Origin of the sequence: Gemmobacter sp. LW-1, assembly GCF_001303875.1 — a bacterium.
In the GTDB taxonomy this organism is placed as follows: Bacteria; Pseudomonadota; Alphaproteobacteria; order Rhodobacterales; family Rhodobacteraceae; genus Gemmobacter; species Gemmobacter caeni.
In genome coordinates, this window is sequence record NZ_LJSC01000060.1 from 28,916 (window position 1) to 54,234 (window position 25,319).

At 65.8% G+C, this 25,319-nt stretch carries 21 protein-coding genes and 1 riboswitch; of the genes, 12 read left to right on the forward strand and 9 right to left on the reverse strand.

The window, feature by feature from the left end; translation table 11 throughout:
• Positions 1–551 precede the first annotated feature (551 nt).
• From AO684_RS22440 to AO684_RS18935, 3 genes are read left to right on the forward strand one after another with little or no spacing between them, the layout of a single operon-like run.
• Positions 552–878, forward strand: coding sequence for an HlyD family efflux transporter periplasmic adaptor subunit (locus tag AO684_RS22440; protein ID WP_235451324.1), 327 nt, complete (start codon positions 552–554; stop codon positions 876–878).
• Positions 875–1,774 (forward strand): ABC transporter ATP-binding protein, encoded by a 900-nt coding sequence (locus tag AO684_RS18930; RefSeq protein WP_054304294.1) that lies wholly within the window; start codon positions 875–877, stop codon positions 1,772–1,774. The genes AO684_RS22440 and AO684_RS18930 overlap by 4 nt, the downstream gene beginning before the upstream one ends.
• Positions 1,771–2,889 carry an ABC transporter permease gene (locus AO684_RS18935; RefSeq protein ID WP_054304295.1) on the forward strand — a complete coding sequence of 373 codons (1,119 nt, stop codon included), beginning with the start codon at positions 1,771–1,773 and terminating at the stop codon, positions 2,887–2,889. The genes AO684_RS18930 and AO684_RS18935 overlap by 4 nt, the downstream gene beginning before the upstream one ends.
• Positions 2,890–2,956: 67 nt before the next feature.
• On the opposite strand, the gene AO684_RS18940 is transcribed toward AO684_RS18935, so the two are convergent.
• Entirely contained in the window at positions 2,957–5,032 is a 2,076-nt protein-coding gene (locus tag AO684_RS18940; RefSeq protein WP_054304296.1) for a TRAP transporter permease, read from the reverse strand.
• A 94-nt stretch (positions 5,033–5,126) separates the two neighbouring features.
• Positions 5,127–6,131, reverse strand: a complete 1,005-nt coding sequence (locus tag AO684_RS18945) for a TAXI family TRAP transporter solute-binding subunit (RefSeq protein WP_054304297.1) — start codon at positions 6,129–6,131, stop codon at positions 5,127–5,129.
• A 215-nt stretch (positions 6,132–6,346) separates the two neighbouring features.
• Positions 6,347–6,475: riboswitch (FMN riboswitch) on the forward strand.
• A gap of 76 nt (positions 6,476–6,551) precedes the next feature.
• Between AO684_RS18945 and AO684_RS18950 the strand changes: the two genes are divergently transcribed.
• Positions 6,552–7,004, forward strand: a complete 453-nt coding sequence (locus tag AO684_RS18950; protein WP_054304298.1) for a 6,7-dimethyl-8-ribityllumazine synthase — start codon at positions 6,552–6,554, stop codon at positions 7,002–7,004.
• Positions 7,005–7,006: 2 nt separating this feature from the next.
• On the opposite strand, the gene AO684_RS18955 is transcribed toward AO684_RS18950, so the two are convergent.
• The 6 genes from AO684_RS18955 to AO684_RS18980 all read right to left on the reverse strand — a co-directional run bounded on the left by AO684_RS18955 (position 7,007) and on the right by AO684_RS18980 (position 14,559).
• Complete coding sequence (locus AO684_RS18955) at positions 7,007–8,638, reverse strand: glycerol-3-phosphate dehydrogenase/oxidase (RefSeq protein ID WP_054304299.1); 1,632 nt, start codon at positions 8,636–8,638, stop codon at positions 7,007–7,009.
• A gap of 1 nt (position 8,639) precedes the next feature.
• On the reverse strand, positions 8,640–10,154 hold the full coding sequence (locus AO684_RS18960; RefSeq protein ID WP_054304300.1) for an FGGY-family carbohydrate kinase: 1,515 nt from the start codon (positions 10,152–10,154) through the stop codon (positions 8,640–8,642).
• 91 nt (positions 10,155–10,245) lie between these two features.
• Positions 10,246–11,193, reverse strand: coding sequence for a D-ribose ABC transporter substrate-binding protein (locus AO684_RS18965; protein WP_054304301.1), 948 nt, complete (start codon positions 11,191–11,193; stop codon positions 10,246–10,248).
• Positions 11,194–11,286: 93 nt separating this feature from the next.
• The gene (locus AO684_RS18970; RefSeq protein ID WP_054304302.1) at positions 11,287–12,327 is read right to left on the reverse strand and encodes an ABC transporter permease; all 1,041 of its coding nucleotides are present in this window, start codon (positions 12,325–12,327) and stop codon (positions 11,287–11,289) included.
• Positions 12,328–12,364: 37 nt separating this feature from the next.
• The gene (locus AO684_RS18975) at positions 12,365–13,906 is read right to left on the reverse strand and encodes a sugar ABC transporter ATP-binding protein (RefSeq protein WP_054304303.1); all 1,542 of its coding nucleotides are present in this window, start codon (positions 13,904–13,906) and stop codon (positions 12,365–12,367) included.
• Positions 13,903–14,559, reverse strand: coding sequence for a DUF2291 family protein (locus AO684_RS18980; protein ID WP_054304363.1), 657 nt, complete (start codon positions 14,557–14,559; stop codon positions 13,903–13,905). The genes AO684_RS18975 and AO684_RS18980 overlap by 4 nt, the downstream gene beginning before the upstream one ends.
• Before the next feature lie 375 nt (positions 14,560–14,934).
• Here AO684_RS18980 and AO684_RS18985 point away from each other — a divergent pair, with 375 nt between their 5' ends.
• The 5 genes from AO684_RS18985 to AO684_RS19005 are packed head-to-tail and all read left to right on the forward strand — an operon-like array spanning position 14,935 to position 21,106.
• Positions 14,935–16,515 (forward strand): FGGY-family carbohydrate kinase, encoded by a 1,581-nt coding sequence (locus AO684_RS18985; RefSeq protein WP_054304304.1) that lies wholly within the window; start codon positions 14,935–14,937, stop codon positions 16,513–16,515.
• 1 nt (position 16,516) lies between these two features.
• Complete coding sequence (locus AO684_RS18990) at positions 16,517–18,028, forward strand: glycerol-3-phosphate dehydrogenase (protein ID WP_054304305.1); 1,512 nt, start codon at positions 16,517–16,519, stop codon at positions 18,026–18,028.
• 7 nt (positions 18,029–18,035) lie between these two features.
• Complete coding sequence (locus tag AO684_RS18995) at positions 18,036–18,968, forward strand: sugar phosphate isomerase/epimerase (protein ID WP_054304306.1); 933 nt, start codon at positions 18,036–18,038, stop codon at positions 18,966–18,968.
• Between the two features lie 25 nt (positions 18,969–18,993).
• Positions 18,994–20,136, forward strand: a complete 1,143-nt coding sequence (locus tag AO684_RS19000) for an iron-containing alcohol dehydrogenase (RefSeq protein WP_054304307.1) — start codon at positions 18,994–18,996, stop codon at positions 20,134–20,136.
• A 10-nt stretch (positions 20,137–20,146) separates the two neighbouring features.
• A complete protein-coding gene (locus tag AO684_RS19005) occupies positions 20,147–21,106 on the forward strand; it encodes a sugar-binding transcriptional regulator (RefSeq protein WP_054304308.1) in 960 nt (319 codons plus the stop codon).
• Here AO684_RS19005 and tkt read toward each other — a convergent pair.
• Positions 21,103–23,121, reverse strand: coding sequence for a transketolase (gene tkt / locus AO684_RS19010; protein WP_054304309.1), 2,019 nt, complete (start codon positions 23,119–23,121; stop codon positions 21,103–21,105). The two genes, AO684_RS19005 and tkt, sit on opposite strands and share 4 nt — an antisense overlap.
• Positions 23,122–23,263: 142 nt before the next feature.
• Here tkt and AO684_RS19015 point away from each other — a divergent pair, with 142 nt between their 5' ends.
• The 3 genes from AO684_RS19015 to AO684_RS19025 are packed head-to-tail and all read left to right on the forward strand — an operon-like array spanning position 23,264 to position 25,269.
• Positions 23,264–24,028, forward strand: a complete 765-nt coding sequence (locus tag AO684_RS19015; protein ID WP_054304310.1) for a DeoR/GlpR family DNA-binding transcription regulator — start codon at positions 23,264–23,266, stop codon at positions 24,026–24,028.
• 3 nt (positions 24,029–24,031) lie between these two features.
• A complete protein-coding gene (locus tag AO684_RS19020) occupies positions 24,032–24,796 on the forward strand; it encodes a triose-phosphate isomerase (RefSeq protein WP_054304311.1) in 765 nt (254 codons plus the stop codon).
• Positions 24,797–24,807: 11 nt separating this feature from the next.
• Positions 24,808–25,269: an RpiB/LacA/LacB family sugar-phosphate isomerase gene (locus tag AO684_RS19025; protein WP_054304312.1), complete on the forward strand. Its 462-nt coding sequence runs from the start codon at positions 24,808–24,810 to the stop codon at positions 25,267–25,269.
• The last annotated feature ends 50 nt before the right edge of the window (positions 25,270–25,319 follow it).

The window sequence follows — 25,319 nt, forward strand, 5'->3', positions numbered from 1 at the left end:
GACCGGCTATGTCGAGGGGGATTTCGTGATGATCGCACCGATTGCCGTGGCACAGGTGTCGGCCGTCAACGTCGCACGGGGCGATCATGTGGCAGCGGGGGCGCCGCTGGTGGCGATGGAAAAGCGCGATGCCGAAATCGCGCTGGCCGAGGCGCGGGCAGCAGAGGCGCGGGCCGCCAGTCAGCTGGCCAACCTTCAGGAGGGCCGCCGCCCGGAAGAAATCCGCGTGTTGGAAGCCACGCTGACGTCGGCCCGAGCGCAATCGGACGAGGCCGTGAAAGAGGTCACCCNCCCGCCAGCAAAGCCTGAACGCCCGCAATGTCAGCCCTGAGGCACAACTGGATCAGGCCCGCACTGCCGCCGAGGTTGCCGCCGCCCGCGTGGCCGAGGCAGAGGCCAATCTTGCGGTTGCCCGCCTGCCCGCCCGCGCGCAGGAGATCGACGCCGCCCGCGCCACGCTGGCGCAGGCGCAGGCCGCGCGCGAGGCAGCGGAATGGCAATTGTCGCAACGCGCGCTGGCCGCCCCCGCCGCTGGTACGATTTACGACGTGGTGCGCGAACCCGGCGAGATTGCCGGGCCCTCTGCCCCTGTCCTGTCCTTCCTGCCCGACGGCGCGGTGAAGCTGCGGCTGTACGTTCCCGAGCCATCGGTCGCGCAGATCCGCCCCGGCACCCGGTTGCAGGTCAATTGCGACGGCTGCACAGGGCAAAATGCGACCGTCAGCTATGTGTCGGATTCGCCGGAATTCACCCCTCCGGTGATCTATTCGCTGCAAAACCGGCAGAAGCTGGTGTTTCTGGTCGAGGCCCGCCCCGACCCCGGATCGGACCGGCTGAAGCCCGGCCAGATCGTCGATGTGGACCTGTCAGCACCATGAACGCGATCGAGGTCACCGGGCTGACAAAGGCCTTCCATGGTCGCAAGGTGGTGGATGACGTCTCGCTCAGCGTCGCACGGGGCGAGATCGCGGGGTTTCTGGGGCCGAACGGGTCCGGCAAGACCACCTGCATCCGCATGATGTGCGGGCTGCTGACGCCCGATGCGGGCGACGGGCAGGTGCTGGGCCATGACATCCGCCGCGAAGCCCGCGCCATCAAGCGGCAGGTCGGCTACATGACCCAGAAGTTTTCCTACTACGAGGATCTGACCATCGAGGAAAACCTTGCCTTCGTCGCCGGGCTTTACGCCCTGCCGGCCGAAGCCGTGCGCGACACGCTGGCGGGGCTGGGGCTGACCTCGCGCCGGAGCCAGCTTGCGGGCAGTCTGTCGGGGGGCTGGAAGCAGCGGCTGGCACTGGCAGCCTGCATCATGCACAAACCGAAGCTTCTGCTGCTGGACGAACCCACCGCCGGGGTGGACCCCAAGGCACGGCGCGAGTTCTGGGATGAAATCCATGGCCTTGCCGCCGACGGGCTGACGGTTCTGGTATCCACGCATTACATGGACGAGGCCGAGCGCTGCCATCGCATCAACTATATCGCTTACGGCCGGTTGATTGCGCGCGGCACGGTGCCCGAGGTTATCGCCTCGGCCGGGTTGACCACCTTTCTGGTCACTGCCGACCGTCCGGGCGAGCTTGCGGCGCGGCTGCGCAAGGCGCCGGGGGTGGAACAGGTTGCCCCGTTCGGCACCACGCTGCATGTCACCGGCACCGACCGCGCCGCGCTGGAACGCGCGCTAAGGGGCGCCGGCGCGAGTTTCCGGCCCGGCGAAACCAGCCTTGAGGACGTGTTCATCCGCCTGATGGGCCAGAGCAGGGACAATATGGCATGACCGGCATTTCCCTTCGCCGCCTCGGCGCCCTGCTGCGCAAAGAGCTGATCCAGATGCGGCGCGACCGGATCACCTTCGCCATGATGCTGCTGGTGCCGCTGATGCAGCTTGTACTGTTCGGTTATGCGATCAACAGCGATCCAAAACACCTGCCTGCCGCTCTGTTGGCACCAACGCAGGATCGGTTCAGCCGGGCCATGGTCTCGGCACTGGAACTGACCGGCTACTATGATTTCACCCATGTCGGCATTTCCGCGACCGAGGCAGAGGCGCTGATTACCCGCGGCGCTGTGGCTTTCGTCGTCACCCTGCCTTCTGATTTCGGGCGGCGGGTCGAACGTGGCGACGCGCCGCAGATGCTGATCGAGGCGGATGCGACCGACCCTTCCGTCGCCTCGGGCGCCATTTCCACCCTTGGCACTGTCGCGGCGGAGGCCCTGCAACGCGAAACCGGCGCCAGCCCGACGCAGCCGCCGGTCGGGATCGTCGTTCACAAACGCTATAACCCCGAGGGGATCACGCAATACAACATCGTGCCGGGGCTGCTGGGGGTGATCCTCCAGATGATCCTTGTGATGATGACCTCCATGGCGCTGACCCGCGAGATCGAGCGCGGGACGATGGAGAACCTGCTGGCCCTGCCCGCCACCCCGGTCGAGATCATGCTGGGCAAGGTCATGCCCTATATGGGCGTCGGCGCGGTGCAGGTGGCGGTGGTTCTGCTGGCGGCACGGTTGCTGTTCGGCGTGCCTTTCGTCGGGAGCTTCGGCGTGCTGGCCGCGGGCATTTTCACCTTCGTGCTGGCGCTGGTGATCCTCGGTTACCTCATTTCCACCCTCGCGCGAACCCAGATGCAGGCGATGCAGCTGACGTTCTTCTTCTTCCTGCCGTCGCTGATGCTGTCTGGCTTCATGTTCCCGTTCCGGGGTATGCCGGGCTGGGCACAGACCCTGGGCGAGGTCTTTCCGCTGACGCATTTCCTGCGACTGATCCGGGCTGTGATGCTGAAAGGGGCAGGCCAGCCCGACATTGCGCAGCCGATGGCGGCGCTCATGGTCTTTGTGCTGGTCTATGGCCTGCTGGCACTGGCGCGCTTCCGTCGCACGCTGGATTGACGGGGCAGATTGAAAAGGGGCGCAGGTTTCCCCGCGCCCCGGTACTCATTACGAAAACTCAGGAGCGTCAGGCCGTCAGCCCGCCGGAATCGCCGCGCCCCATCAACTGCCGCAGCGCCACCGGCAGGATCAGGATGAGACCGACAATCGTGGGTGTCATCGACGGCGCCACCAGCAGCAGCGCGGCCACGGTCAGCGCCAGCCGCTCCCACCCTTTCAGGGGCGCGAAAAGCCAGCCGGTGACAGCCGCCGCCAGCACATAGATGCCCATTACTGCGCCGAAGAAGGCAAGGAAGAAGGCCCCCCAGGTAAAGCCCTCGGTCACCAGCAGAAGCGCCGGCTGGAAGGCAAAGACAAAGGGCACCAGCACCTTGCCCATGCCGAGCCGGAACGCCGTGTTCCCCGCCTTGAAGGCATTGGCCCCGGCGATCCCGGCCGCCGCATAGGCCGCCATGGCCACGGGTGGCGTGATGTCGGCAAGCACCCCATAGTAGAACACGAAGAAATGCGCCACGATCTGCTCCATCCCCAGCATGCCAAGGATGGGCGCCGCCACCGCCACCATGATAATGTAATTGGCCGTGGTCGGGATGCCGCAGCCCATCAGGATACAGACGATGGCCGTCAGCAGCAGCGTGAACAGCAGTGTCAGCGTCGGCACCGTCATCACCTCGAACGGCAGGATCGCCAGCCAGCCAGAGACCGAAGCCGCCCAGCCCGCTGCAACGCCCGTCACCATATAGGCGATCTTGAAGCCGACGCCCGTCAGGGTGACGACCCCGATGACCACACCCACCAGCGCGGCGGCAGCAGTCACCGACAGCGACTGACGCGCGCCAAGGCAGAAACCTTCCCACACGCCATGGGCGGTGCCCCGGATCGCCTGCGCGATGCCCCCCTTCATGAACTCCTGAATCGCCAGCACAACGATACAGGCGGTGATCGACCAGAAAGCGGCGGCAAAAGGCGTGCGGCCCGACAGCAGCACACCGACCAGCAGGATCAGCGGGAAGATCGACAGCCAGCCCTCCCTGATCACCTTCCAGGCATTCGGCAGTTCCTCGGCTGACAGGCCGCGCAGGCCCAGGCGCCGCGCCTCAAGATGCACCTGCACCAGCACGCCGAAGAAATGCATGAAGGCCGGGACCAGGGCGGCAGTCAGGATGGTGGTCAGCGGCACGCCCAGATATTCGATCATCAGGAAGGCCACCGCCCCCATGACCGGCGGTGTAATTTGTCCGCCGGTGGACGAAGCCGCCTCGACCGCCGCCGCGAAATGGCGGGGATAGCCGATGCGGATCATCGCCGGGATGGTCAGCGCGCCGGTCGTCACCGTATTGGCAATGGAGGAACCCGAGATCGAGCCCAGCAGCGCCGAGGACAACACCGAAACCTTGGCAGGCCCGCCCGCATAGCGCCCGGCGAGCGCCGAGGCCACGTCGATGAACAATTGCCCCAGCCCGATCCGCGTCGCCATCACGCCGAACAGCACGAAGTGGAACACATAGGTGGCGATCACCCCCAGCGCGGTACCGTAGATGCCCTGCGAGGTCAGATAGAGGTGGTTGACGATGTTCGACCAGCTTGCCCCGGGATGCACAAGGATGCCCGGCATCGACTGGCCGAAATAGGCATAGGCAATGAACAGGATCGCGATGACCGGCAGAGGCCAGCCCATCGACCGCCGTACCGCCTCCAGCAGCACGACGATGAGAATGGTCCCCATCAGGATGTCGATGGGCAACGGGTTGCCCACCCGGAACGCAAGGTCCGCATAGATCCATGGCACATACAGCGCGGCAACCGCCCCGGCGATGGCCAGCAGCCAGTCGATCAGCGGCAGGCCCCAGGGCGCCAGAAGGCCCGGCTCGGTTCGTTTGGCGCCGAAGGCCGAAAAGCTCAGGAACACCAGCGCCAGCGTAACGCCCATGTGCAGCCCGCGATGCACCGTGGCCTGCGGAATGCCGAATCCGGCTGTATAATAGTGATAGCAGGACAACAGAAACAGGATGGCGCCGGTCAGGATGGCCAGCGGCCGCGCAACCTCGCGGAACCGCATTTCCGGGTCGAATTTCTCTTCCAGGGCCTGAAGCTCATCCGCTGTCAGATGCCGTGGCCCCTCGTCTTCCTCTACCTTTGCCATATGTCACTTGCCCCTGTGCTGACTGTTAAAAGCGCAACGGGGCCGCGCTCTGCGGCGCGGCCCCTGCTTCTGGCCGGTCTTGCGCCGGTCCTCGTTACTTCAGCAGGCCCGCTTCCTTGTAGAAGCGTTCCGCGCCCGGATGCAGCGGGATGCCCACGCCGTTCAGGGCGGTATCCGCCGTGATCAGCTTGCCTTTGGAATGGCCGGAATCCAGCAGCTTGCGGGTGTTCTCGTTCCACAGCGCCTTGGTGATCTGGTACACCAACTCTTCCGGCTGATCGGCGCTGGTGATCCACTGCGCACCGACCGAGAGCGTTTTCACATCGTCGGCATTGCCTTCATAGGTGCCGCCCGGCACGGTATCTGCCGCGAAGAAGCTGTACTTCTCGCAGATCGCGGGCGCTTCCTCGCAGGTGATCGGCACGATCTTCACCGCATGCTGGCTGGCCAGTTCGGCAATCGCACCGGCTGGATAGCCACCCACGAAGAAGAACGCATCCATTGCGCCATCGCGCATCCGGTCGGCGGCCTGATCAGGCTTCAGGAACTCGGCCTTCACATCGCCTTCGGACAGGCCGTAGCCTTCCAGAATGATGCGCGCATCAACCAGCGTGCCCGACCCCGGCTCGTCCAGCGAGACGGTCTTGCCCTTCAGATCGGCTACACCATTGATGCCCGATTCCGCGCTGGCAACCAGATGGATGCTTTCCGGGTAAAGGTTGGCAATGGCGCGCAGCTTCTCGACCGCAGGCTTGCCTTCCCAGATGCCCGTGCCGCTGTAGGCCCAGGTTGCCACGTCGGATTGCGAGAAACCCGATTCCAGCGTGCCACCGGCGATGGCGTTGATATTGGCGACCGACCCGTTTGAGGACAGGGCCGAAGCGATAAGCCCCGGCACGCCACAGGAGCCGCCCTCTTCACAGGGGCGCGACCCCGGCGGGTTCGAGATGGCATTCGCCAGCAGGCCGCCGATCGGGTAGTAGGTGCCAGCCGTGCCGCCGGTGCCGATACGGAAAAACGCCATGTCCTGCGCCTGCGCAGCACCCGCCACAAGGCCGGCCGTCAGCGCCAGACCCGCAAAGAATTTCTGATGAATCATACCAGCATCTCCCCTTGGCATTGAGGGCACCGTTCATCACGCGCCCTTGATCGCCACAGTAAGACCGACCAAATGGTCAAATGCAACCGCTTTGGGACAGGCGAAATGCCAATCCGGCCGCCTAAATGCCGGATTTGTTGACTCCTGGCTGCCGGTTTCCGACATGCCGATGCCGGTTGCAGGCTGGTCATCGCGCCACAGACAGGTTAGTCAGAAAGGGTTCTCAGGGCGGGGTGCAACTCCCCACCGGCGGTATAGCCCGCGAGCGCCTTCAGCAACGAAGGGTCAGCAGATCCGGTGAAACTCCGGGGCCGACGGTATAGTCCGGATGGAAGAGAATCGCGCACGGCCTGCCTCCCGCGGGCCGGGTGTGACTCGTGCTCTGGGACCTGACGCAATTGAACGGAAGGTTCCGAAAACATGACGACCAAAACCCCCCGCATCGCTTTCATCCGCGCGCGCTGGCACGATGACATCGTGGACCGCGCACATGAGGGCTTTCTGGCCGAGGCCGCCCGGCTGATCCCCGGCGCCGAGGTGGAAACCTTCGACGTGCCCGGTGCATTCGAAATGCCGCTGGCCGCGAAGAAACTGGCGCAGACCGGGCGTTTCGACGCCGTGGTGGCTGCCGCCTTCGTGGTGGATGGCGGCATCTACCGCCACGATTTCGTCGCCGGTGCCGTGGTGACCGGGCTGATGAATGTGGGCCTTGAAACCGGCGTGCCTTGCCTGTCGGTCTCGCTGACGCCGCACAATTACCAGCCGGTCGATGTGCTGAGCGGCTTCTACCTTGACCACTTCGTCAAGAAGGGCGCCGAGGCCGCCAGCGCGGTGCGGCAGCTTCTGGACCTTGAGGCGCGGCTGGCAGGCTGAGCCTAAAGCCGCATATGGTGGCGCCCGGTCAGCCGGGCGCGCACCTGTGCCAGTTCAGCCTCGCGGCGTGGCGCGTCCCAGTTCAGAACTTCGGCCAGCAGCCCTGCGATCCGGTCCAGATCGCGCATGCTCAGCCGCCCGGTGACGGCAAGCGCGGTGCGCCGCATCACCAGATCCTCCAGACCTTGCACCTGTTCGTTGCGGCTCAGCCAGCCCAGCTCTTCCAGTGTGTAATCGGGCGCATCTTCCAGCGAGGTAGGCGCCGCACCCTCCGCCTGCAGAATCGCCCGCGCCGTGGTGCCATAGCGTGCGAGCAGCGTGGCCGCCCGCCCCGGCGCCCCGCCCGCCTCAGCTGCCCAGACCGCAGGGTCAGCCGGATAATCCCGCCCGCCTCCGATGGGCAGATCGCGCGTGCTGACGCGCCGCGCCCGACCAAGGCGCGACAGAACCGTATCCGCCACCTCCTCGGCAAAGCCACGGAAGGTTGTCCACTTGCCGCCGACCAGCGAGATCACCGGCCAGTCGCGCGCATCTGACGGCTCGATTACCGGGGCGGAATGGTCGCGGCTGATCAGCCCCGCCGCCGAGCCATCCGACGCGGGCAGGGGCCGGATGCCGGAATAGGCATAGACGATCTGGCTGCGGTCGAACGCCAGCCCCGGCAGCAGGCTGCGCAGGCTTTGCAGAAAATAGTCGATTTCGCCGTCCTCGCAGCGCACGCCGTCCGGGTCATCGGCACGGGTATCGGTCGATCCGACCAGCGCCCGCCCAAGATAATCGAACACCAGGCAGATGCGCCCGTCATCGGCCTCGAAATAGATCATCCGCCCCTTCAGCGCCGCCAGAAGCGCCGGATGATCCAACAGGATATGCGAACCCTTGGTGCCGCCGATCAGCCGCGTTTGCAGGCCCAGCGTGGCGTTCACCGCGTCGATCCACGGCCCCGCCGCATTGATCACCACACGCGGGCGCAGTGCCAGTTCGGTGCCATCGACGGCACACAGTCGCACCGTGGCGCCCTCCGCCCCCAGCAGGGCGCAATGATTGAAGGCCCGCGACGCCGAGCTGGCCCGCAAACCATCCTGCACCAGCTCCAGCACCAGCCGTTCGGGATGCGCCACGGTCGCGTCATAGTAGCGCCCTGCCGCCACGATGCGCGGGGTCAGCGGCGGGATTTCGGCCAGCGCCCTCGCCCGGCCCCACAGCGCATGGCGCGGCATGACCCGCGCGCGGGCCCCATAGAAATCGTAAAGCGCGAGGCCAATTTTCATCAGCACCGCCCCGCGCGCTCGTGGCGCGGTGGTCGATCCCATCAACGTGCGCACCGCCGCGCCAATGCCCTTGAACCACGAAAAGATCGGGATCACGGTCGGCAGCGGATGCACGCAATGCGGCGCGTTGCGCAGGAGAAGGTTCCGCTCCAGCGTCGATTGGGCGACAAGGCGAAACTCGCCGGTTTCCAGATACTTGATGCCGCCATGGATCAACCGCGAGGGCGCAGCCGAGGTGCCCGAACCATAGTCACCCTTGTCGGCGATCACGCAGGTCAGCCCCTGTTCGCAAAGATCGCGAAACAGGCCCGCGCCATTGATCCCGGCACCGAGGATCAGCACGTCAATGGGGGTCTCGGTCATTTCAGGCAGTCTCCTCGGGGGCCAGAGCCTCCAGCGCGGGCCAGATCGGCGCCAGTTGTGCGGCGATTTCGCCATGCAGCGCGTAACGGCGGGCCATCTCGGCGGCGCGTTCGGGCTGCGGGTCAAAGGTGACGCCTTCCCGCGCTGGCGGGCCGTGCCGCGGGCTTTGGTAAAGCCCCACCCCTGCCCCGGCACAAAGCGCGGCGCCCCAGGCGGCGGCCTCGCCGGTGCCGGGCACGGTGACCGGCAGGTTCAGCACATCGGCAAACAGTTGCGCGATGGCCGGATTGCGGGAAATGCCGCCTGTCAACCTTACCTCGCGCGGGGCAAAACCTTCACGCAGCGCATCGACATGCAGGCGATGGTTGAAGGCGATGCCCTCCACAACGGCGCGCAGCATGTCACCCCGGTCATGCCAGCCGCGCAGGCCAAGAAAGCCGGCGCTGGCCCCCGCTCCATGGGGTGAACCGAACAGGTAGGGGTGGAACATCAGCGTCGATTGCCGCGCCAGCGCGGCCTGCAACTCTGCCGCCGCCTGCGGATGGATCGAGCCCCCCGCAGCCTCGGCCGCCTGCCGCTCGGCGCCGAAGGTGCGATCCAGCAGCCAGTCGTAATTGGTGGCCGAGGCTGGTGAGATCGCCATGGCGTTCCATTCACCCGGCGCAATGCCGTTACGGCAGAACCAGCGCGCATCGCTGAGCGGCTGCCGCGTCACGGTTTCGTTGATCGAATAGGTGCCGGCGACGATGGCCACGATCCCCTCGCCATAGCCGCCGATGCCAAGGCCAGAGGCCGTCACATCGTGCAGCCCCGCCACAACTGGCGTGCCGATGCGCAGCCCCGTCAAAGCGGCGGCGGCTTCGGTCACATGACCCACCACATGATCCGGGCGGCTGATTTCAGGCAGGTTCAGCGTGCCAAGCCCGAAAATGCCGGGAACGTCTGCCGCATAGGCCTGCGTCGATACATCGGTGAAAGAGGTGCTGGCCTCGGTCAGATCGGTGCCGATGCTGCCGGTCAGGCAAAACCGGATCCAGTCCTTGCAGGCCAGGACATGCCCGATCCGGGCGAAACGCTCGGGCTGGTTTCGCGCAATCCAGACCAGCAGCGCCGAAGGGGCAGAGGCATGCGGTTCCTGCCCCGTGCGCGCCAAAGCGGCCGCGGCGGTGCCATCGGCCTGCCAGCCCGCGACCACGTCCGCCGCGCGGCTGTCCAGCGATAGGATGCCCGCGCCCAGCGGTTGCGCCGCCTGATCGAGCAAGTAAAGCCCGTCGCCATGCGCTGTCGCCGCCACTGCCGTGATATCACCCGGCGCGCGGCCAGATCTGGCCAGCGCCTCGGCCACCGCTTCGGCCGTCGCGCGCCAGAGACCGGCCATGTCACGTTCGACATACCGGGGCTGCGGTATCTGTTGCGGCACACGGCGCAGCGCCGCCGCGATCTCGCGCCCGTTCTCGTCAAAAATCACCGCCTTGCTGACGGTCAGGCCGTTGTCGATACCCAGCAGGCAAGCCATGGCAGATCCCTTTCGGAAAGATCGGGGCCGGATGCAGATGCACCCGGCCCCGCCTGAATGCCGGGGCGCGCAGCGGCGCCCCACCCGTCAATCACTCGGACAGGGTGAAAGCGGCGGTGTATTTGTCCACATTGTCCTTGGTGATCAGCAGGCAGTCGAAAAGCTGCTTTTCGGTCGCCGCGCCGGTGGAGCCGGTCTTGATCACGTTGTCGGCCTGACGCACAGCTTCGGCCGAGAAGACCGCGACGGGTTGCAGGACGGTATATTGCATCTCGCCCGCTTTCACCGCCGCGACCGCATCGGGCGAACCGTCGAAGCCGCCGACCTTCACCTGATCCAGCTTGCCCGCCTCTTTCAGCGCAGCAATCGCACCCAGCGCCATCTCGTCATTACCCGAGATCACGCCGATGATGTCGGGGTTGGCTTGCAGCAGCGATTGCATCTTCTGATAGCCTTGGGTGCGATCCCAGTTCGCCACTTCCTTCCCGACCTTTTCCAGATCCGGGTATTGGGTGATGACGGTCTCGTAGCCGTTCGAACGGGTCGCGGCATTGTTGTCAGACGGGTTGCCGAACAGTTCGACATATTTCCCGGCGTCACCCACATCGGCCACCCACTGTTCCGCCCCCAGCGCGGCGCCCTGGGCGTTGTTCGACACCAGCTGCGCCTTGGCCAGCCCTTCCTGGTTGATCTCGGCATTCACGAGGATCACCGGGATACCCGCATCCACGGCCTTCTTCACCGCCCCGATGGAGCCATCGGCATTTGCCGGGTCAAGGATGATAGCAGCCGACTTGTTGGTGATCGCGGTGTCGATCAGCGTGCTTTCGGCATTGGTGTCGCCCTTGTGGGCCGAGACATTGGCGGTATAGCCCATGCTTTCGGCGGTGGCCTTGGCCACTTCGCCCTCGGTGAACCAATAGGGGTTCGCCGGGTCGGTGACGATGATCGAGATCAGCCCCTCGGCTGCGGCGGCATAGCTCATCAGCGGGGTGACGGCCACGGCGGCCATCAGGGCACGGCGGGTCAGTTTCAGCATGGTTCTCTCTCCCTTGGTTTGGTCGTTTGCCGTCTTGGCAAGGCTTTCCGCGCGGGTCGGTTGGGTCCGGCCCGGTCGGGAAGGTCGGTCGGCTCAGCCCTTGCGCGGGCCTTTGCCGTATTGGATGGAGTTCATCAGCACGGCGAGCACGATCACCGCGCCGGTGAACACGGTCTGCCAGTAGGACGAGATCCCGATGATCACGAGCCCGTCGGACAGGAAGCCGATAACGAAGGCGCCCAGCATGGTGCCGCGCACCGTGCCGCGCCCGCCGGTCAGCGCGGCGCCGCCGATGACCACCGCTGCGATGGCGGTCAGTTCATAGGTGGTGCCAGCCGTCGGCCCGGCCGAGGTGAGCTGCGACGACAGCACCAGCCCCGCCACCGCCGCCAGCATGCCCGACAGCGTGTAGACGGTGATCTTCACCCGCTTGACCGGCACGCCCGACAGATCGGCCGCACGTTCATTGCCGCCCGAGGCGTAGAGCCAGCGCCCGAAAGCCGACCGGCTGAGCATCAGACCCGCCAGCACCGCAATTCCCGCCAGCACGAGAACCGAGATCGGAATACCCGCCAGCCTGTTGAAGCCCAGCCAGTCGAAGCCGGTGTTGCCCAGTTCCGGGCGCCCCGAAAGATTGTTGTAGGTCAGGCCGTTGGTCATCAGCAGGGCGACGCCGCGTGCCACATACATCACGCCCAGCGTGGCGACAAAGGCGGGCACCTTGAACCAGGCAATCAGCACGCCGTTCACCGCGCCCACCGCCGCGCCCAGCGCGCAGGTCAGCACCACGACCGCCCAGACCGGCGGGTAGAGGATGACGCCCAGCGCCTGCATCTCCACCCCCTGCATCAGCGCCCCGGCGATCACGCCGGAAAGCGCCAGCACCGAACCGACGGACAGATCGATTCCGCCGTTCAGGATCACCAGCAGCATCCCCACGGCCAGGATGCCGTAAATCGCCACATGGCTGGCCATGATGAGGAAGTTCGACACCGTGAAATAGTTCGGCGACAGGAAGGAAAATACGGCGACGATCAGGATCAGCGCAAAGAAGGCGCGACCTTCCAGCAGCAGCCGGCCAAGGCTGAAGGCGGGTTTCGCGGCGGCCGTGCGGGCGAGTGTGGTATCCGACATGGGATGGCTCCGTTACTTGGTCGCTGAGGATCGGCCGTCAGGCCGCCACGGACTCGCCCGAGGCGGCCATGATCTTTTCCTTGCTGACGTTGGAATCGAATTCGGCCGAGATGCGGCCCTTGTGCATGACGATGATCCGATGCGCGATCGACAGGCATTCACCGACTTCCGAGGTCGAATAGATCACGGCAAGGCCGCGCTTCGCCTCTTCGGCCAGCAGCTTGAACACCTCAGCCTTGGCGCCGATGTCGATACCGCGCGAGGGTTCATCCAGCATGATGACGCGGGGTTTCGTCGCCAGCATCTTGCCGATGACGACCTTCTGCTGGTTTCCGCCAGACAGTGAGCCGATGGCGGCGGCCGGGCCGGAGGTTTTCACCGTCACCTCGCGGATAGAGGCGTCGATCAGCGCGCGTTCGGCCTTCTTCTGGGTAAACAGCCCTTTGGTAAAGCTGGCGATGGAGGCAAGCGACAGGTTCTCGCCCACGCTCATGGTCTGCACGAGGCCGTCGCGCTGCCGATCCTCGGGGACAAGTGCCAGACCGCGCGCGATGCGTTCCGCGATGGAAAGATGCGAGATTTCGCGGCCCTCCAGCACCACCTCACCACTACTGGCGCGCAAACGGCCCGCCACGGTTTCCAGAAGCTCCGTCCGCCCGGCGCCCATCAGCCCGTAAATGCAGACCACCTCACCCGCGCGCAGATCCAGCGACAGCCGGTCCACCACGTTGAAGGCCCCCCCTTTGGGATCGGCCACCGTCAGGTCGCGCACCGACAGCGCCACTTCGCCAAAGACATGCCCCTCGGGCGGGCTGCCCAGATCGTAATTGTCGCCCACCATGTTGCGGACGATCCATTCAAGGTCGATTCCGCCGCGTGGCGCATAGGCGGTCATCGTGCCATCACGCAATACCACCGCGTGATCGGTGATCTGCAACGCCTCTTCCAGGTGGTGCGAGATATAGACGATGCTGACCCCCTTGGCCGTCAGGTCGCGGATGACCTTGAACAGCACCTCGACCTCGGACGCCGACAGTGCGCTGGTCGGTTCGTCCATGATCAGGATGCGACTGTCCACCGACAGGGCGCGGGCGATTTCCACGATCTGCTGCTGGCCAAGGCGCAACTCCTCCACCGGGGTCAGCGGGTCGATGTCTTCCTCAAGCTCTGCCATCAGGCGACGGGCCTGACGTTCCTCTTCGGCGAAATCGACGCCGGTCGGGCCCATGATCTCGCGCCCCATGAAGATATTGTCGCGCACGCTCAGGTTCGGGGCGAGGCTGAGTTCCTGGTGAATGATGGAAATCCCGCGATCCCGCGCCTCAGTCGAATTGTTGAAGGCGACCGGCTTGCCATCAAGAATGATCTCGCCGCTGGTCGGCTGGATCACACCGGAAAGGATCTTCATCAGCGTCGACTTGCCCGCGCCATTCTCGCCGAACAGCGTGGTCACCTGCCCGCGATGAATGTCGAAGTTCACGCCTTTAAGCGCATGAACATTACCGTAGGATTTCGCCACGTTACGGGCGGCCAGAACCACCTCGGCCAGATCCGGTTTTTGCTGCGGAACATCGGTCATTTCACGGTGATCCTCACAGGGGTGATCATCCAGTTTTTCGGATTCACCAGCCGGAACGCGCCGATGACCTCGACCGTCCTGCCTTGCAACGATGCGGTATCCAGCCCGTCCAGAACGGCCTTTTTCATGGCGCGGTTGATGCCAGAGCCGGCATCCTGATACTCGATCTGGTTCTTGAAACTGCCAAAGGCGATGTCCCCCGGCGCGTCGCGCAGATCGGTGCCGTTGATTGCCGGGCCGGTTTGCAGCCGGACCTTGATTTCCGGCGGCATGCCCTCGATGGCAAGCTGGTAGACGCCTGATTTTCCCTCACCCACCACACCGGAAAGCTTCACCGAAATGATGGCCCCTGTCGAAGACACGGTGCCGTATTTCTGGCCCGCCGCCGCCTTGTCGGCCAGAGCCTCAGGCGCGATGACCAGCGCATCCACCGCCCGGCCCTCGATATTGGCCTGAATGCGGGGAAACTCCGCCTCTCCAAAGCTGTCGGGCGAAAACGCCTGCTGGCGCACATCCAGATCGGACCCGAGACGCACCACCTTGGTATCCAGCGCCATCGCCGCGAGCAGCGCGAGGCCCAGCGCCAGCGAAAGCATGAGCCCACGGCGCGGCGCGGCGGGCGCACGGGGGGCGGGGGATGTGGCGCGGTTCATCAGCGGACCTCCGGGATGATGGAACGGCAGGCGGCGAATCGAGCCGGGGCGCCCCCGGCGGCCGACGCCGCAAGACGGGCGCCGCACAGCGGGCGCGCTGCCGATGATGTTGTGATCTCTTTCATTTTCAACGGCATGCACCCCTCCCCGGCGCCTGTCGTGACGGCTGTCCTCCCCGATATTTCGCCGCCCTCCAGCGATGCGAACTCCGGCCAGCCTTTTCTTGACAGTTCCAACCGTAACTGAAATAAATTTCGTTGTCCGCAAAAAAATACACATGCATCGTGAAACTGTGCTATGAAGCGGAAACGGCATCGGAGGAGATGCCGGGACACGGCTGCGTATCTGCGGGCCGAAGGCGGGAGGCGAAAAGACATGGCAGGACAGGGCAACGGGCGCGACCTGCTGATCGGCATTGATGCGGGAACCTCGGTCATCAAGGCCGTGGCCTTTGATCTGACCGGACGTCAGATTGATGCGGCAGCCGTGCCGAATCGTTATGCCAGTCGGACCGGCGGGGCCGTTACGCAGTCGCTGACCGATACCTGGGCCGATTGCGCCGCCGCGCTGCGCGGTCTGGGCGCGAAGGTCGCGGGGCTCGCCGCCCGCACCGCCGCGCTGGCAGTTACCGGGCAGGGCGATGGCACCTGGCTTGTGGGCGCGGGCAACCGGCCTGTGGGCGACGCCTGGCTGTGGCTGGATGCCCGTGCTGCACCCACGGTCGCGCGACTGGCGGCCACAGCCGCGAACCGCACAAGATTCGAGGCGACAGGCACCGGGCTGAACACCTGCCAGCAGGGTAGCCAGCTTGCCCATATGCAGACGCATTACCCCGAGCTTCTGGCGCAGGCCGAGGTCGCGCTGCATTGCAAGGACTGGCTTTACCTCAACCTGACGGGGGTGCGCGCCACGGATCCGTCGGAGGCCAGCTTCACCTTCGGCAATTTCCGCAACCGTGCCTATGACGATGCGGTGATTGATGCGCTGGACCTGAGCGCCCGTCGCCAACTGCTTCCCGAAATCATTGACGGCACGCAGATCACCCATCCGCTGACGCCCGGGGCCGCCGCGCAGACCGGGCTTCTGCCGGGTACGCCAGTCAGCCTTGGCTATGTCGACATGGTGATGACCGCACTGGGCGCCGGCGTCGTGGGTGGGCCGGGGGATGTGGCTTGCTCCACCGTCGGCTCCACCGGCGTGCACATGCGCGCGGTTAAGGCCGGCGACGTGCATCTGAACGCCGAGGGCACCGGATATGTGATCTGCCTGCCGGTGCCCGGCCTGGTCACGCAGGTGCAGACCAACATGGCCGCCACGCTGAACATCGACTGGGCGCTGGGTCTTGCCGCCGATGTGTTGCGCGACTTCGGTCAGGAGGTCAGCCACCGCGATCTGGTAGCCCGCATCGACGGCTGGCTGGCGCAAAGCACACCAGGCCAGATCGTCTACATGCCCTATATCTCGGCTGCCGGGGAGCGCGGCCCCTTCGTCAACGCCGACGCCCGCGCGGGCTTCACCGGCCTTTCGCTGAACCACCGCTACCCCGACATTCTGCGCGCCGTGGTCGAGGGACTGGGCCATGCCATGCGCGATTGCTATGCCGCCATGGGCAGCCTGCCCGGAGAGCTGCGCCTGACCGGCGGGGCCGCCCGGTCGCGCGGGCTGCGTGGCATCCTCTCCGCTGCCATCGACGCGCCAGTGCGCGTGTCGGCCCGCGAAGAGGCCGGGGCGGCAGGCGCTGCCATGATGGCCGCCGTCGCCATCGGCGCCTACCCCGATATGCACGCCTGCATCGCCGACTGGGTCACCCCGCTTCTGGGCGCGTCCGAGACCCCCGACCCCGCGCTGGTCGCCGCCTATGGCCGCATCTTTCCCGCTTTTGCCGCCGCGCGGCGTGGCCTTGTCCCCGCCTGGGACGCGCTGGCCGCCGCCCGGACGTTCCATGAAGGAGACTGACATGACCACCGAACCCGGAATGATCGACCTGTTCGTCATCGGCGGCGGGATCAACGGCGCCGGTATCGCGCGCGATGCCGCCGGGCGTGGCCTGTCGGTCGTGCTGTGCGAGAAAGACGATCTGGCCGAGGGCACCTCGTCCCGTTCCGGCAAGCTGGTGCACGGCGGCTTGCGCTATCTGGAATATTACGAATTCCGGCTGGTGCGCGAGGCGCTGATCGAACGCGAAGTTCTGCTGAACGCCGCGCCGCATATCATCTGGCCAATGCGCTTTGTCCTGCCGCACAGCCCCGAGGACCGGCCCGCCTGGCTGGTGCGGCTGGGCCTCTTTCTTTACGACCACCTTGGCGGCCGCAAGAAACTGCCCGGCACCCGAACACTGGACCTGAGGCGCGACCCCGAGGGCACGCCGATCCTCGACCAGTTCACCCGCGGTTTCGAATATTCCGATTGCTGGGTGGATGACGCGCGGCTTGTGGTGCTGAACGCGCTTGGCGCCGCTGAAAAGGGCGCCGAGGTGCTGACCCGCTCGCCTGCCATTTCGGCCCGGCGCGAAAACGGCGGCTGGACCGTCATCACCCGCGACGGCACCACCGGCGAAACCCGAACCTTCCGCGCGAAATGTCTTGTGAACTGCGCCGGCCCTTGGGTCAGCGAGGTGATCAACAATGTCGCCGGGTCCAATTCGTCCCGCAATGTGAGGCTGGTCAAGGGCAGCCACATCATCGTGCCGAAATGGTGGGCCGGATCGAACGCTTATCTGGTGCAGAACCACGACAAGCGCGTCATCTTCATCAACCCCTACGAGGGCGACAAGGCGCTGATCGGCACCACCGACATCGCCTATGAGGGCCGGGCCGAGGATGTGGCGGCAGACGAATCCGAAATCGACTATCTGCTGGCCGCCGTGAACCGCTATTTCAAGGAAAAGCTGCGCCGTTCCGACGTGCTGCACAGCTTTTCGGGTGTGCGGCCGCTGTTCGACGATGGCAAGGGCAACCCTTCTGCCGTGACGCGCGATTATGTCTTCGATCTGGATGAAACCGGTGGCGCCCCGCTTCTGAACGTCTTCGGCGGCAAGATCACCACTTTCCGCGAACTGGCGGAGCGTGGGTTACACCGGCTGCGCCATATCTTCCCGAAAATGGGTGATGACTGGACGCAGCACGCCCCCTTGCCTGGTGGCGAGATGCCCGGCGCGGATTACGAGACCTTCGCCAACGACCTGCGCGACAGTTACCCTTGGATGCCGCGCAAGCTGGTTCAGCATTACGGGCGGCTTTACGGCGCACGCACCCGCGATGTGGTAGGTGCGGCGACCACACTGGCCGGGCTGGGCCGTCACTTCGGCGGCAATCTTTACGAGGCCGAGGTGCGTTACCTGACCGCGAAGGAATGGGCCCGCACCGCCGAGGACATCCTTTATCGCCGGACCAAGCATTACCTGCACCTGACCGAGGCCGAGCGCGCGGCCTTTGCCGACTGGTTCACCGCCGCCCGCCTTGCCGCCTGAGGTTCCCATGACCCTGACGCTCTCGCTCAATACCAATCCGCTGGTGAACCGCTTTGCCGACCCGGATGATCTGATCGACACCGTGGCGCGTGACCTGCGCATCCGTGACCTGCAACTGACGCATGAGTTCATCAACCCGGGCTGGCCCGCCCCGGTGATCCGTCGCCTGACCCGGCAGATGGGTGCCGCGCTGGCACGGACGGGGGTGAGGGTCACCTCTGGCATGACCGGGCCCTACGGGCGGCTCAATCACTTCGGCCACCCCGACCGCGATGTGCGGCGCTATTATGTCGACTGGTTCAAGACCTTCGCCGACATCACCGCCGATCTGGGCGGCACTTCGGTCGGCACACAATTCGCCATCTTCACCTATCAGGATTACGACGATCCGGCGCGGCGCGAGGCGCTGATCCAGACCGCGATCGACTGTTGGGCCGAGGTAGCGGAACACGCCAAATCCGCCGGGCTGAAATATGTGTTCTGGGAACCGATGAGCGTGGGTCGCGAATTCGGCGAAACCATTGCCGCCGCGCTGGCGCTGCAAGACCGGCTGACGGCGGCGGATATGGCGGTGCCGATGTGGATGATGGCCGACATTGACCATGGCGATGTGACCAGCCCCAACCCCGACGATACCGACCCTTACGCCTGGGCGCGGGCGGTGCCCAAAGTCAGCCCGATCATCCATATCAAGCAGTCGATGATGGACAAATCGGGCCACCGCCCCTTTACGGCGGCCTTCAACGCCAAAGGCTCGATCCAGCCCGAACCGTTGCTCGCGGCCTTTGCCGAGGGCGGCGCGGTGGATAACGAGATCTGCCTTGAGCTCAGCTTCAAGGAACGCGAGCCGAACGACCGGCAGGTCATCGCGCAGATCGCCGAAAGCGTGGCTTTCTGGGCGCCGCATATCGACAGCGGCGCGCAAAACCTGAATATCTGAGGTCGCATAACCCCGGAGCCTGCCGATGACCCAAGCCTTCGCCTTCGCCACCGCAACCGAAATCCTGTTCGGACGCGGAAAGTTGGTCGAGGCACCGGCCCGCATCGCGGCCTTGGGGCGGCGTGTCCTGCTGGTTGGCGGGGCGACACCTGCCCGTGCGGCGCCACTGGCCTCCGCGCTGGCAGCAGCAGGTTGCACGGTCACGCATTTCGCCGTGCCGCGTGAACCCGATGTGCCGCTGATCGAGGCCGGGGTGGCGCTGGCCCGCACCACGGGCGCCGATGTCGTCGCGGCCCTCGGCGGTGGCGCGGTGATCGACGCGGGCAAGGCCATCGCCGCCATGGTGCCCGCCCCGCGCCCGATGCTGGACCATCTGGAGGTCGTGGGCCTTGGCCTGCCGCTGGATGTGGCCCCCCTGCCCTTCATCGCCATCCCCACCACCGCCGGCACCGGGGCCGAGGTCACGCGCAATGCGGTGATCGGTGTGCCCGATCATGCCCGCAAGGTCAGCCTCCGCGACGCGCGGATGCTGCCGCGTCTGGCGCTGGTCGATCCGGCGCTGACCGATGGCTGCCCGCGCGCCATCACGCTGGCCTCGGGGCTGGATGCCATCACGCAGGTGATCGAGCCCTTCACCAGCACCCGCGCCAACCCGCTGACCGACGCGCTTTGCGCCGATGCGATCCCGCGCGGACTGGCGGCGCTGAAGCGGCTGATGCAGAGCGAGGACGCACAGGCGCGCGACGAAATGGCCTGGGTGAGCCTGTGCGGCGGCCTCACACTGGCCAATGCCGGGCTGGGCGCCGTGCACGGGCTGGCCGGGCCACTGGGCGGGCTCACCGGCGCCGCGCATGGCGCGATCTGCGGCGCGCTTCTGCCACATGTGCTGCGCGCCAATCGCCGCGCGGTGGCCGATCCGGCGCGGCTGGACCGGGTGGCGGGCTGGCTGTCCGAGGCTTTCGAAAGCGCGCCCGACATGGACAGCGCCGCACAGGCTCTGTCTGCATGGTCGCAAAGCGCCGGTCTGCCCGGCCTTGCCGCGCAGGGCATCGGGCCAGAGGCCCGCGCCGCAGCGGCACAGGCCGCCGCCACTTCGTCCTCGATGAAGGCCAATCCGGCGGCTCTGTCGGCAGCCGATCTTGTCGCCGTCCAAGACGCCGCCGCCTGAAAGGAAGCCCATGGCCCGCCGCAGCCCGCTTGACCCCGAGGAAAGCCTCGCCATCCGCGCGGCCTGGTTGCATTACGCGGGTGGGCTGACACAGGCCGCCGTGGCGAAACGGCTGGGCCTGCCCTCGGTGAAAACCCACCGGCTGATCGCGCGGGCGGTGGCGGACGGGGCGGTCAAGGTGTCCATCGACGGCGCGATTGTCGAATGCGTGGAACTGGAGCAACAGTTGGCCACCCGCTACGGGCTGGAAAGCTGCGAGGTTGCCCCCGATCTGGGGGAAGAAGGGCTGCCGCTGCGCGCGCTGGGTCTGGCGGGCGCGGGCTTCCTGCGGCGGGTCATTGAAAGCGGTGAACATGCGGTGATCGGCCTTGGCCATGGCCGCACGCTGGCCGCCGCCGTCCAACACCTGCCGCGCTTTGACGCCGGGGGCACACGCTTCGTCTCGCTTCTGGGCGGGCTGACGCGGAACTACGCCGCCAACCCGCATGACGTGATGCACCGCATGGCCGAAAAGACCGGCGCGCAATCCTATGTCATGCCGGTGCCCTTCTTCGCCAATTCGGCCGAGGACCGGGCGATCCTGCTGGCACAACCCGGCGTGCGCGAGGTGTTCGACATGTCGAACGGCGCGGGGCTGAAGGTGGTGGGCATCGGCACCGCCGACGCCGATGCACAGCTTGTCGCCTCGGGCATGATCGAACCGCGCGAGATCGCCGAAATCAATGCGGCGGGTGGCGCGGGCGAGATGCTGGGCCACTTCTTTGACGCTGCCGGGCATGTGCTGGAAACCACGCTGACCGCACGGACCCTGGCCGTGGATCTGGACGGGCCGGAGGGCAGCCATGTCGTCGCCATCGCAGGCGGGCCGGGCAAGGTTGCGGCTGTGCGGGCGGTGTTGAACAGCGGCAGGTTACGGGGCCTCATCACCGACGAGGCCACCGCCATGGCACTGATGCAGGGCGCGGATTAACCCCGCGCCAAAAGTTTTGCCCGCGCCATGATCGCCTCTTTGGTGATCCCGAACTCCTGATACAGCCGCTCTGCCGGGGCGGAGGCGCCGAAGCCCGGCATACCGATCACGTCATCCTCGGTGGCGACATAACGGGTCCAGCCGAACTTGCCCGCAGCCTCAACCGCGATGCGGGGGGCATTGCCCAGAACCTCGGCGCGATATTCGGCGGGCTGAGCCTCGAACAGCTCCCACGAGGGCATGGAGACCACGACAACCGCTATGCCTTCGCCATGCAGCGCCCCGGCGGCTTCGACGGCCAGCGCAACCTCGGTACCCGTCGCGATCAGCGTCACATCCCGCCCTTCGCCGAACTGGCGGATCACATAGGCGCCCTTCGCGGTCAGGTTTTCGGCTCCCGCCTCCAGACGCAGTTGCGGCACGTCCTGACGCGACAGCGCCATCAGCGAGGGCACATGGCGGTTGCGAATGGCGATATCCCAGGCTTCCAGCGTTTCCACCACATCGGCGGGGCGGAACACCGTCAGCCCCGGAATGGCGCGCAACGAGGCCATGTGTTCGATGGGCTGGTGGGTCGGGCCGTCCTCGCCCAAACCGATGCTGTCATGCGTCATCACATAGACGACGCCCAGACCCATCAGCGCCGACAACCGGATCGCATTGCGGCAATAGTCGGAAAACACAAGGAACGTGCCGCCATAAGGAATGAACCCGCCATGCAGGGCGAGGCCGTTCATCGCGGCCGCCATACCGAATTCGCGCACGCCATAGCCGATGTAACGGCCCGGCGCCTCGCGCGTATACTGGCTGTCCACCGCCGGAACGCGCGTGAGGTTCGAGCCGGTAAGGTCAGCCGAACCACCGATCATTTCGGGCAGCGCCGGGGTCAGCGCCTCCAGCGCCATCTGGCTGGCCTTGCGGGTGGCGGCTTTCTTCGGCTGGGCGAACAGCGCCGCGCGCGCTTCGGCCAGTGCCGCCTCATAACCGGCAGGCAGATCGCCCGACAGGCGGCGCAGAAATTCGGTGCGTTCCGCCTCGGGGCGTGCGGCAAGACGTGCCTCCCATGCCGCACGGTCCGCAGCCCCGCGCACCCCGATGGCCCGCCATTCGGCGCCCAATTCGGCGGGAATTTCAAACGGCGCGGCGGTCCAGCCAAGTGCCGCCTTGGTCGCTTCGGCCTCAGCCGCACCAAGCGGGGAGCCATGCACCGCATAGGTGCCTGCCTTGCCGGGCGAACCGAAACCGATCACGGTCTTCATCGCGATCAGCGAAGGCTTCGCGGTTTCCGCCTTCGCCGCCGCGATGGCCGCATCCAGAGCCTGCCCGTCATGGCCATCGCAGCTTTGCACATGCCAGCCGCAGGCGCGCAGCCGCGCCGGCACATCCTCGGAGAAGCTGACCGAGGTCGGCCCGTCAATGGTGATGGCATTGTCATCGTAAAGCACGATCAGCTTGCCCAGTCCCAAATGCCCGGCAAGGCTGATCGCCTCTTGCCCGATCCCTTCTTGCAGGCAGCCGTCGCCCAGAAACACATAGGTATGGTGATCCACCAGATCGGCGCCGAACTCGGCCGCCAGCCTGCGTTCTGCCAGCGCCATGCCGACAGCGGTGGCAATGCCCTGCCCCAGCGGCCCGGTCGTGACCTCGATCCCCTGCGCATGGCCATATTCCGGGTGGCCCGCCGTGATCGCGCCCCACTGCCGGAAGTTGCGGATCTGATCCAGCGTCATGTCCTCGTAGCCCGTCAGATGCAGCAGCCCGTAAAGCAGCATCGAAGCATGGCCGTTCGACAGCACGAAACGATCACGATCCGGCCATGCGGGATTCTTCGCATCAAATTTCAGATGCTTGCGAAACAGCACTGCGGCCGCATCCGCCATCCCCATCGGCGCGCCGGGGTGGCCGGATTTCGCCGCCTCCACCGCGTCGATGGCCAGCGCGCGCAGGCAGTTGGCAAGAGCGAAGTTCTGCGGGTCAAGCGCGGCCTTGGCCGCGATGGCGTTGTCCATCGGCATGGGCGTCCTCCTGTTTGCGCTAACGTAACTTCTGCTCTGTGATTTCACAACAAAAATCACATCATAAAATCACAACATAACAATAATGTTGTTGTGATATGCCGCGCCCATGTTAGAAAGCGATCAGCAGCAGGAGGGAATCGTGAAGCGCGAGGAACGCAGACAGGCGATCATGGATCTGCTGGTCGAGGCGCGCGCCGTCGATCTGGATGACCTGGCCGACCGCTTTGCCGTGTCGAAAATGACCATTCACCGCGATCTGGACGATCTGGAACAGGCGGGCCTGCTGCGCAAGGTGCGCGGGGGCGCCACCATCGAGGCCGGAACTCAGTTCGAAAGCGACTTCCGCATCCGCGAATTGCAGGACGGCGCCGCCAAGGCCCGCATGGCCCGCGCCGCGCTGGATCTGATCGAGCCGGGCATGACGGTGATGATCAACGATGGCTCCATGGCCGCGCTGCTGGGTGCCTCGCTGGTGGACAAGCGGCCGCTGACCGTCATCACCAACAATGCCGCCATCCTTGACCGGCTGAAGAACGAAGCGGGCATCACGCTGATCGCCCTCGGCGGCGTGTTCAGCGCCAAATTCAACGGCTTTTTCGGTGTGGTGACCGAAGGCGCACTCGCACGGCTGCGCGCCGATATCGCCTTCATCTCTTCCCCTGCCGTCTCGGGCCTGCAAGCCTTTCACATGGATGACGCCGTGGTGCGCGCCAAGCGCGCCATGATGGCGGCTTCGGCCCGCTGCTGCCTGCTGATCAACCACGCCCGTTTCGGCCGCTCGGCGCTGCATGTGTTGGCCGATCTGGCCGAGTTCGACACCATCATCACTGACGATGCCCCCGCGCCTGAGGATCGCGCCGCGCTGGACCGCGCGGGGATCGCTTTGACCATTGCCAAGGATTGATACATGGAACCGCAAGTCTGGATCGGCACAAGCTGGAAGATGAACAAGGTGCTGTCCGAAGGTCGCGCCTTTGCTGAAGGGCTGCGTGCTGCCGACGCCGCGCGCGATCCGCGCATCCAGCGCTTCGTCATCCCGCCCTTCACCCTTGTGCGCGAGGTGAAGGCGGCGCTGGCCGACACCAGCGTCAAGGCCGGTGCGCAGAACATGCACTGGGCCGATGACGGTGCCTGGACCGGCGAGGTCTCGCCCGTGATGCTGAAGGATTGCGGGCTGGACATCGTGGAACTCGGCCACAGCGAGCGGCGCGAGCATTTCGGCGAGACCGATGAAACCGTCGGCCTCAAAACCGAGGCGGCGGTGCGCCACGGGCTGATCCCGCTGATCTGCATCGGCGAAACGCTGGCTGAACGCGAAGCGGGCCGCACGCAAGAGGTGCTGGAGACGCAGGTGCGTGGCGCCCTGGGCAAGCTTTCGGGGGCGCAGAAACAGGCGCAGATCCTGCTGGCCTATGAACCCGTCTGGGCCATCGGGGTGAACGGCATCCCCGCGACCTCCGATTACGCCGATGCGCGGCAGGCGGAGATCATCACAGTGGCCGAAGACGTGCTCGGCCGCCGCATCCCCTGCCTCTATGGTGGCTCGGTCAATCCGGGCAACTGCGAGGAACTTATCTCCTGCCCGCATATCGACGGGCTGTTCATCGGGCGCTCGGCCTGGAATGTCGAAGGTTACCTCGACATTCTGGCCCGTTGCGCTGCCAAACTGTGAAGGATCACGACATGAAACTGGCAATTGCAGGCGACAGCGCGGGTGAAGGTCTGGCCAAGGTTCTGGCCGAACACCTGAAGGATAAGCACGATGTGGCCGAGATCAGCCGCACCGAGGCTGGCCCCGACACCTTCTACGCCAACCTCTCGGACCGCGTAGCAAGCGAGGTTCTGGCGGGCACCTATGACCGCGCGATCCTCGTCTGCGGCACCGGCATCGGCGTCTGCATCGCGGCGAACAAGGTGCCGGGCATCCGCGCCGCGCTGACGCATGACACCTATTCCGCCGAACGCGCCGCGCTGTCGAACAATGCGCAGATCATCACCATGGGCGCCCGCGTCATCGGAACCGAGCTTGCGAAGGCCATCGCCGACGCCTGGCTGGCCGAAACGATGAATTTTGACGCGAGCGGCCGGTCCGCCGGCAATGTTTGCGCCATTGATGAGGTGGACGCGAAGTACAACAAGCGGTAATCGCTTGATGAGAGAGCTTGACGGGGTGCGTTGGCCCGCACCCCAGCCAA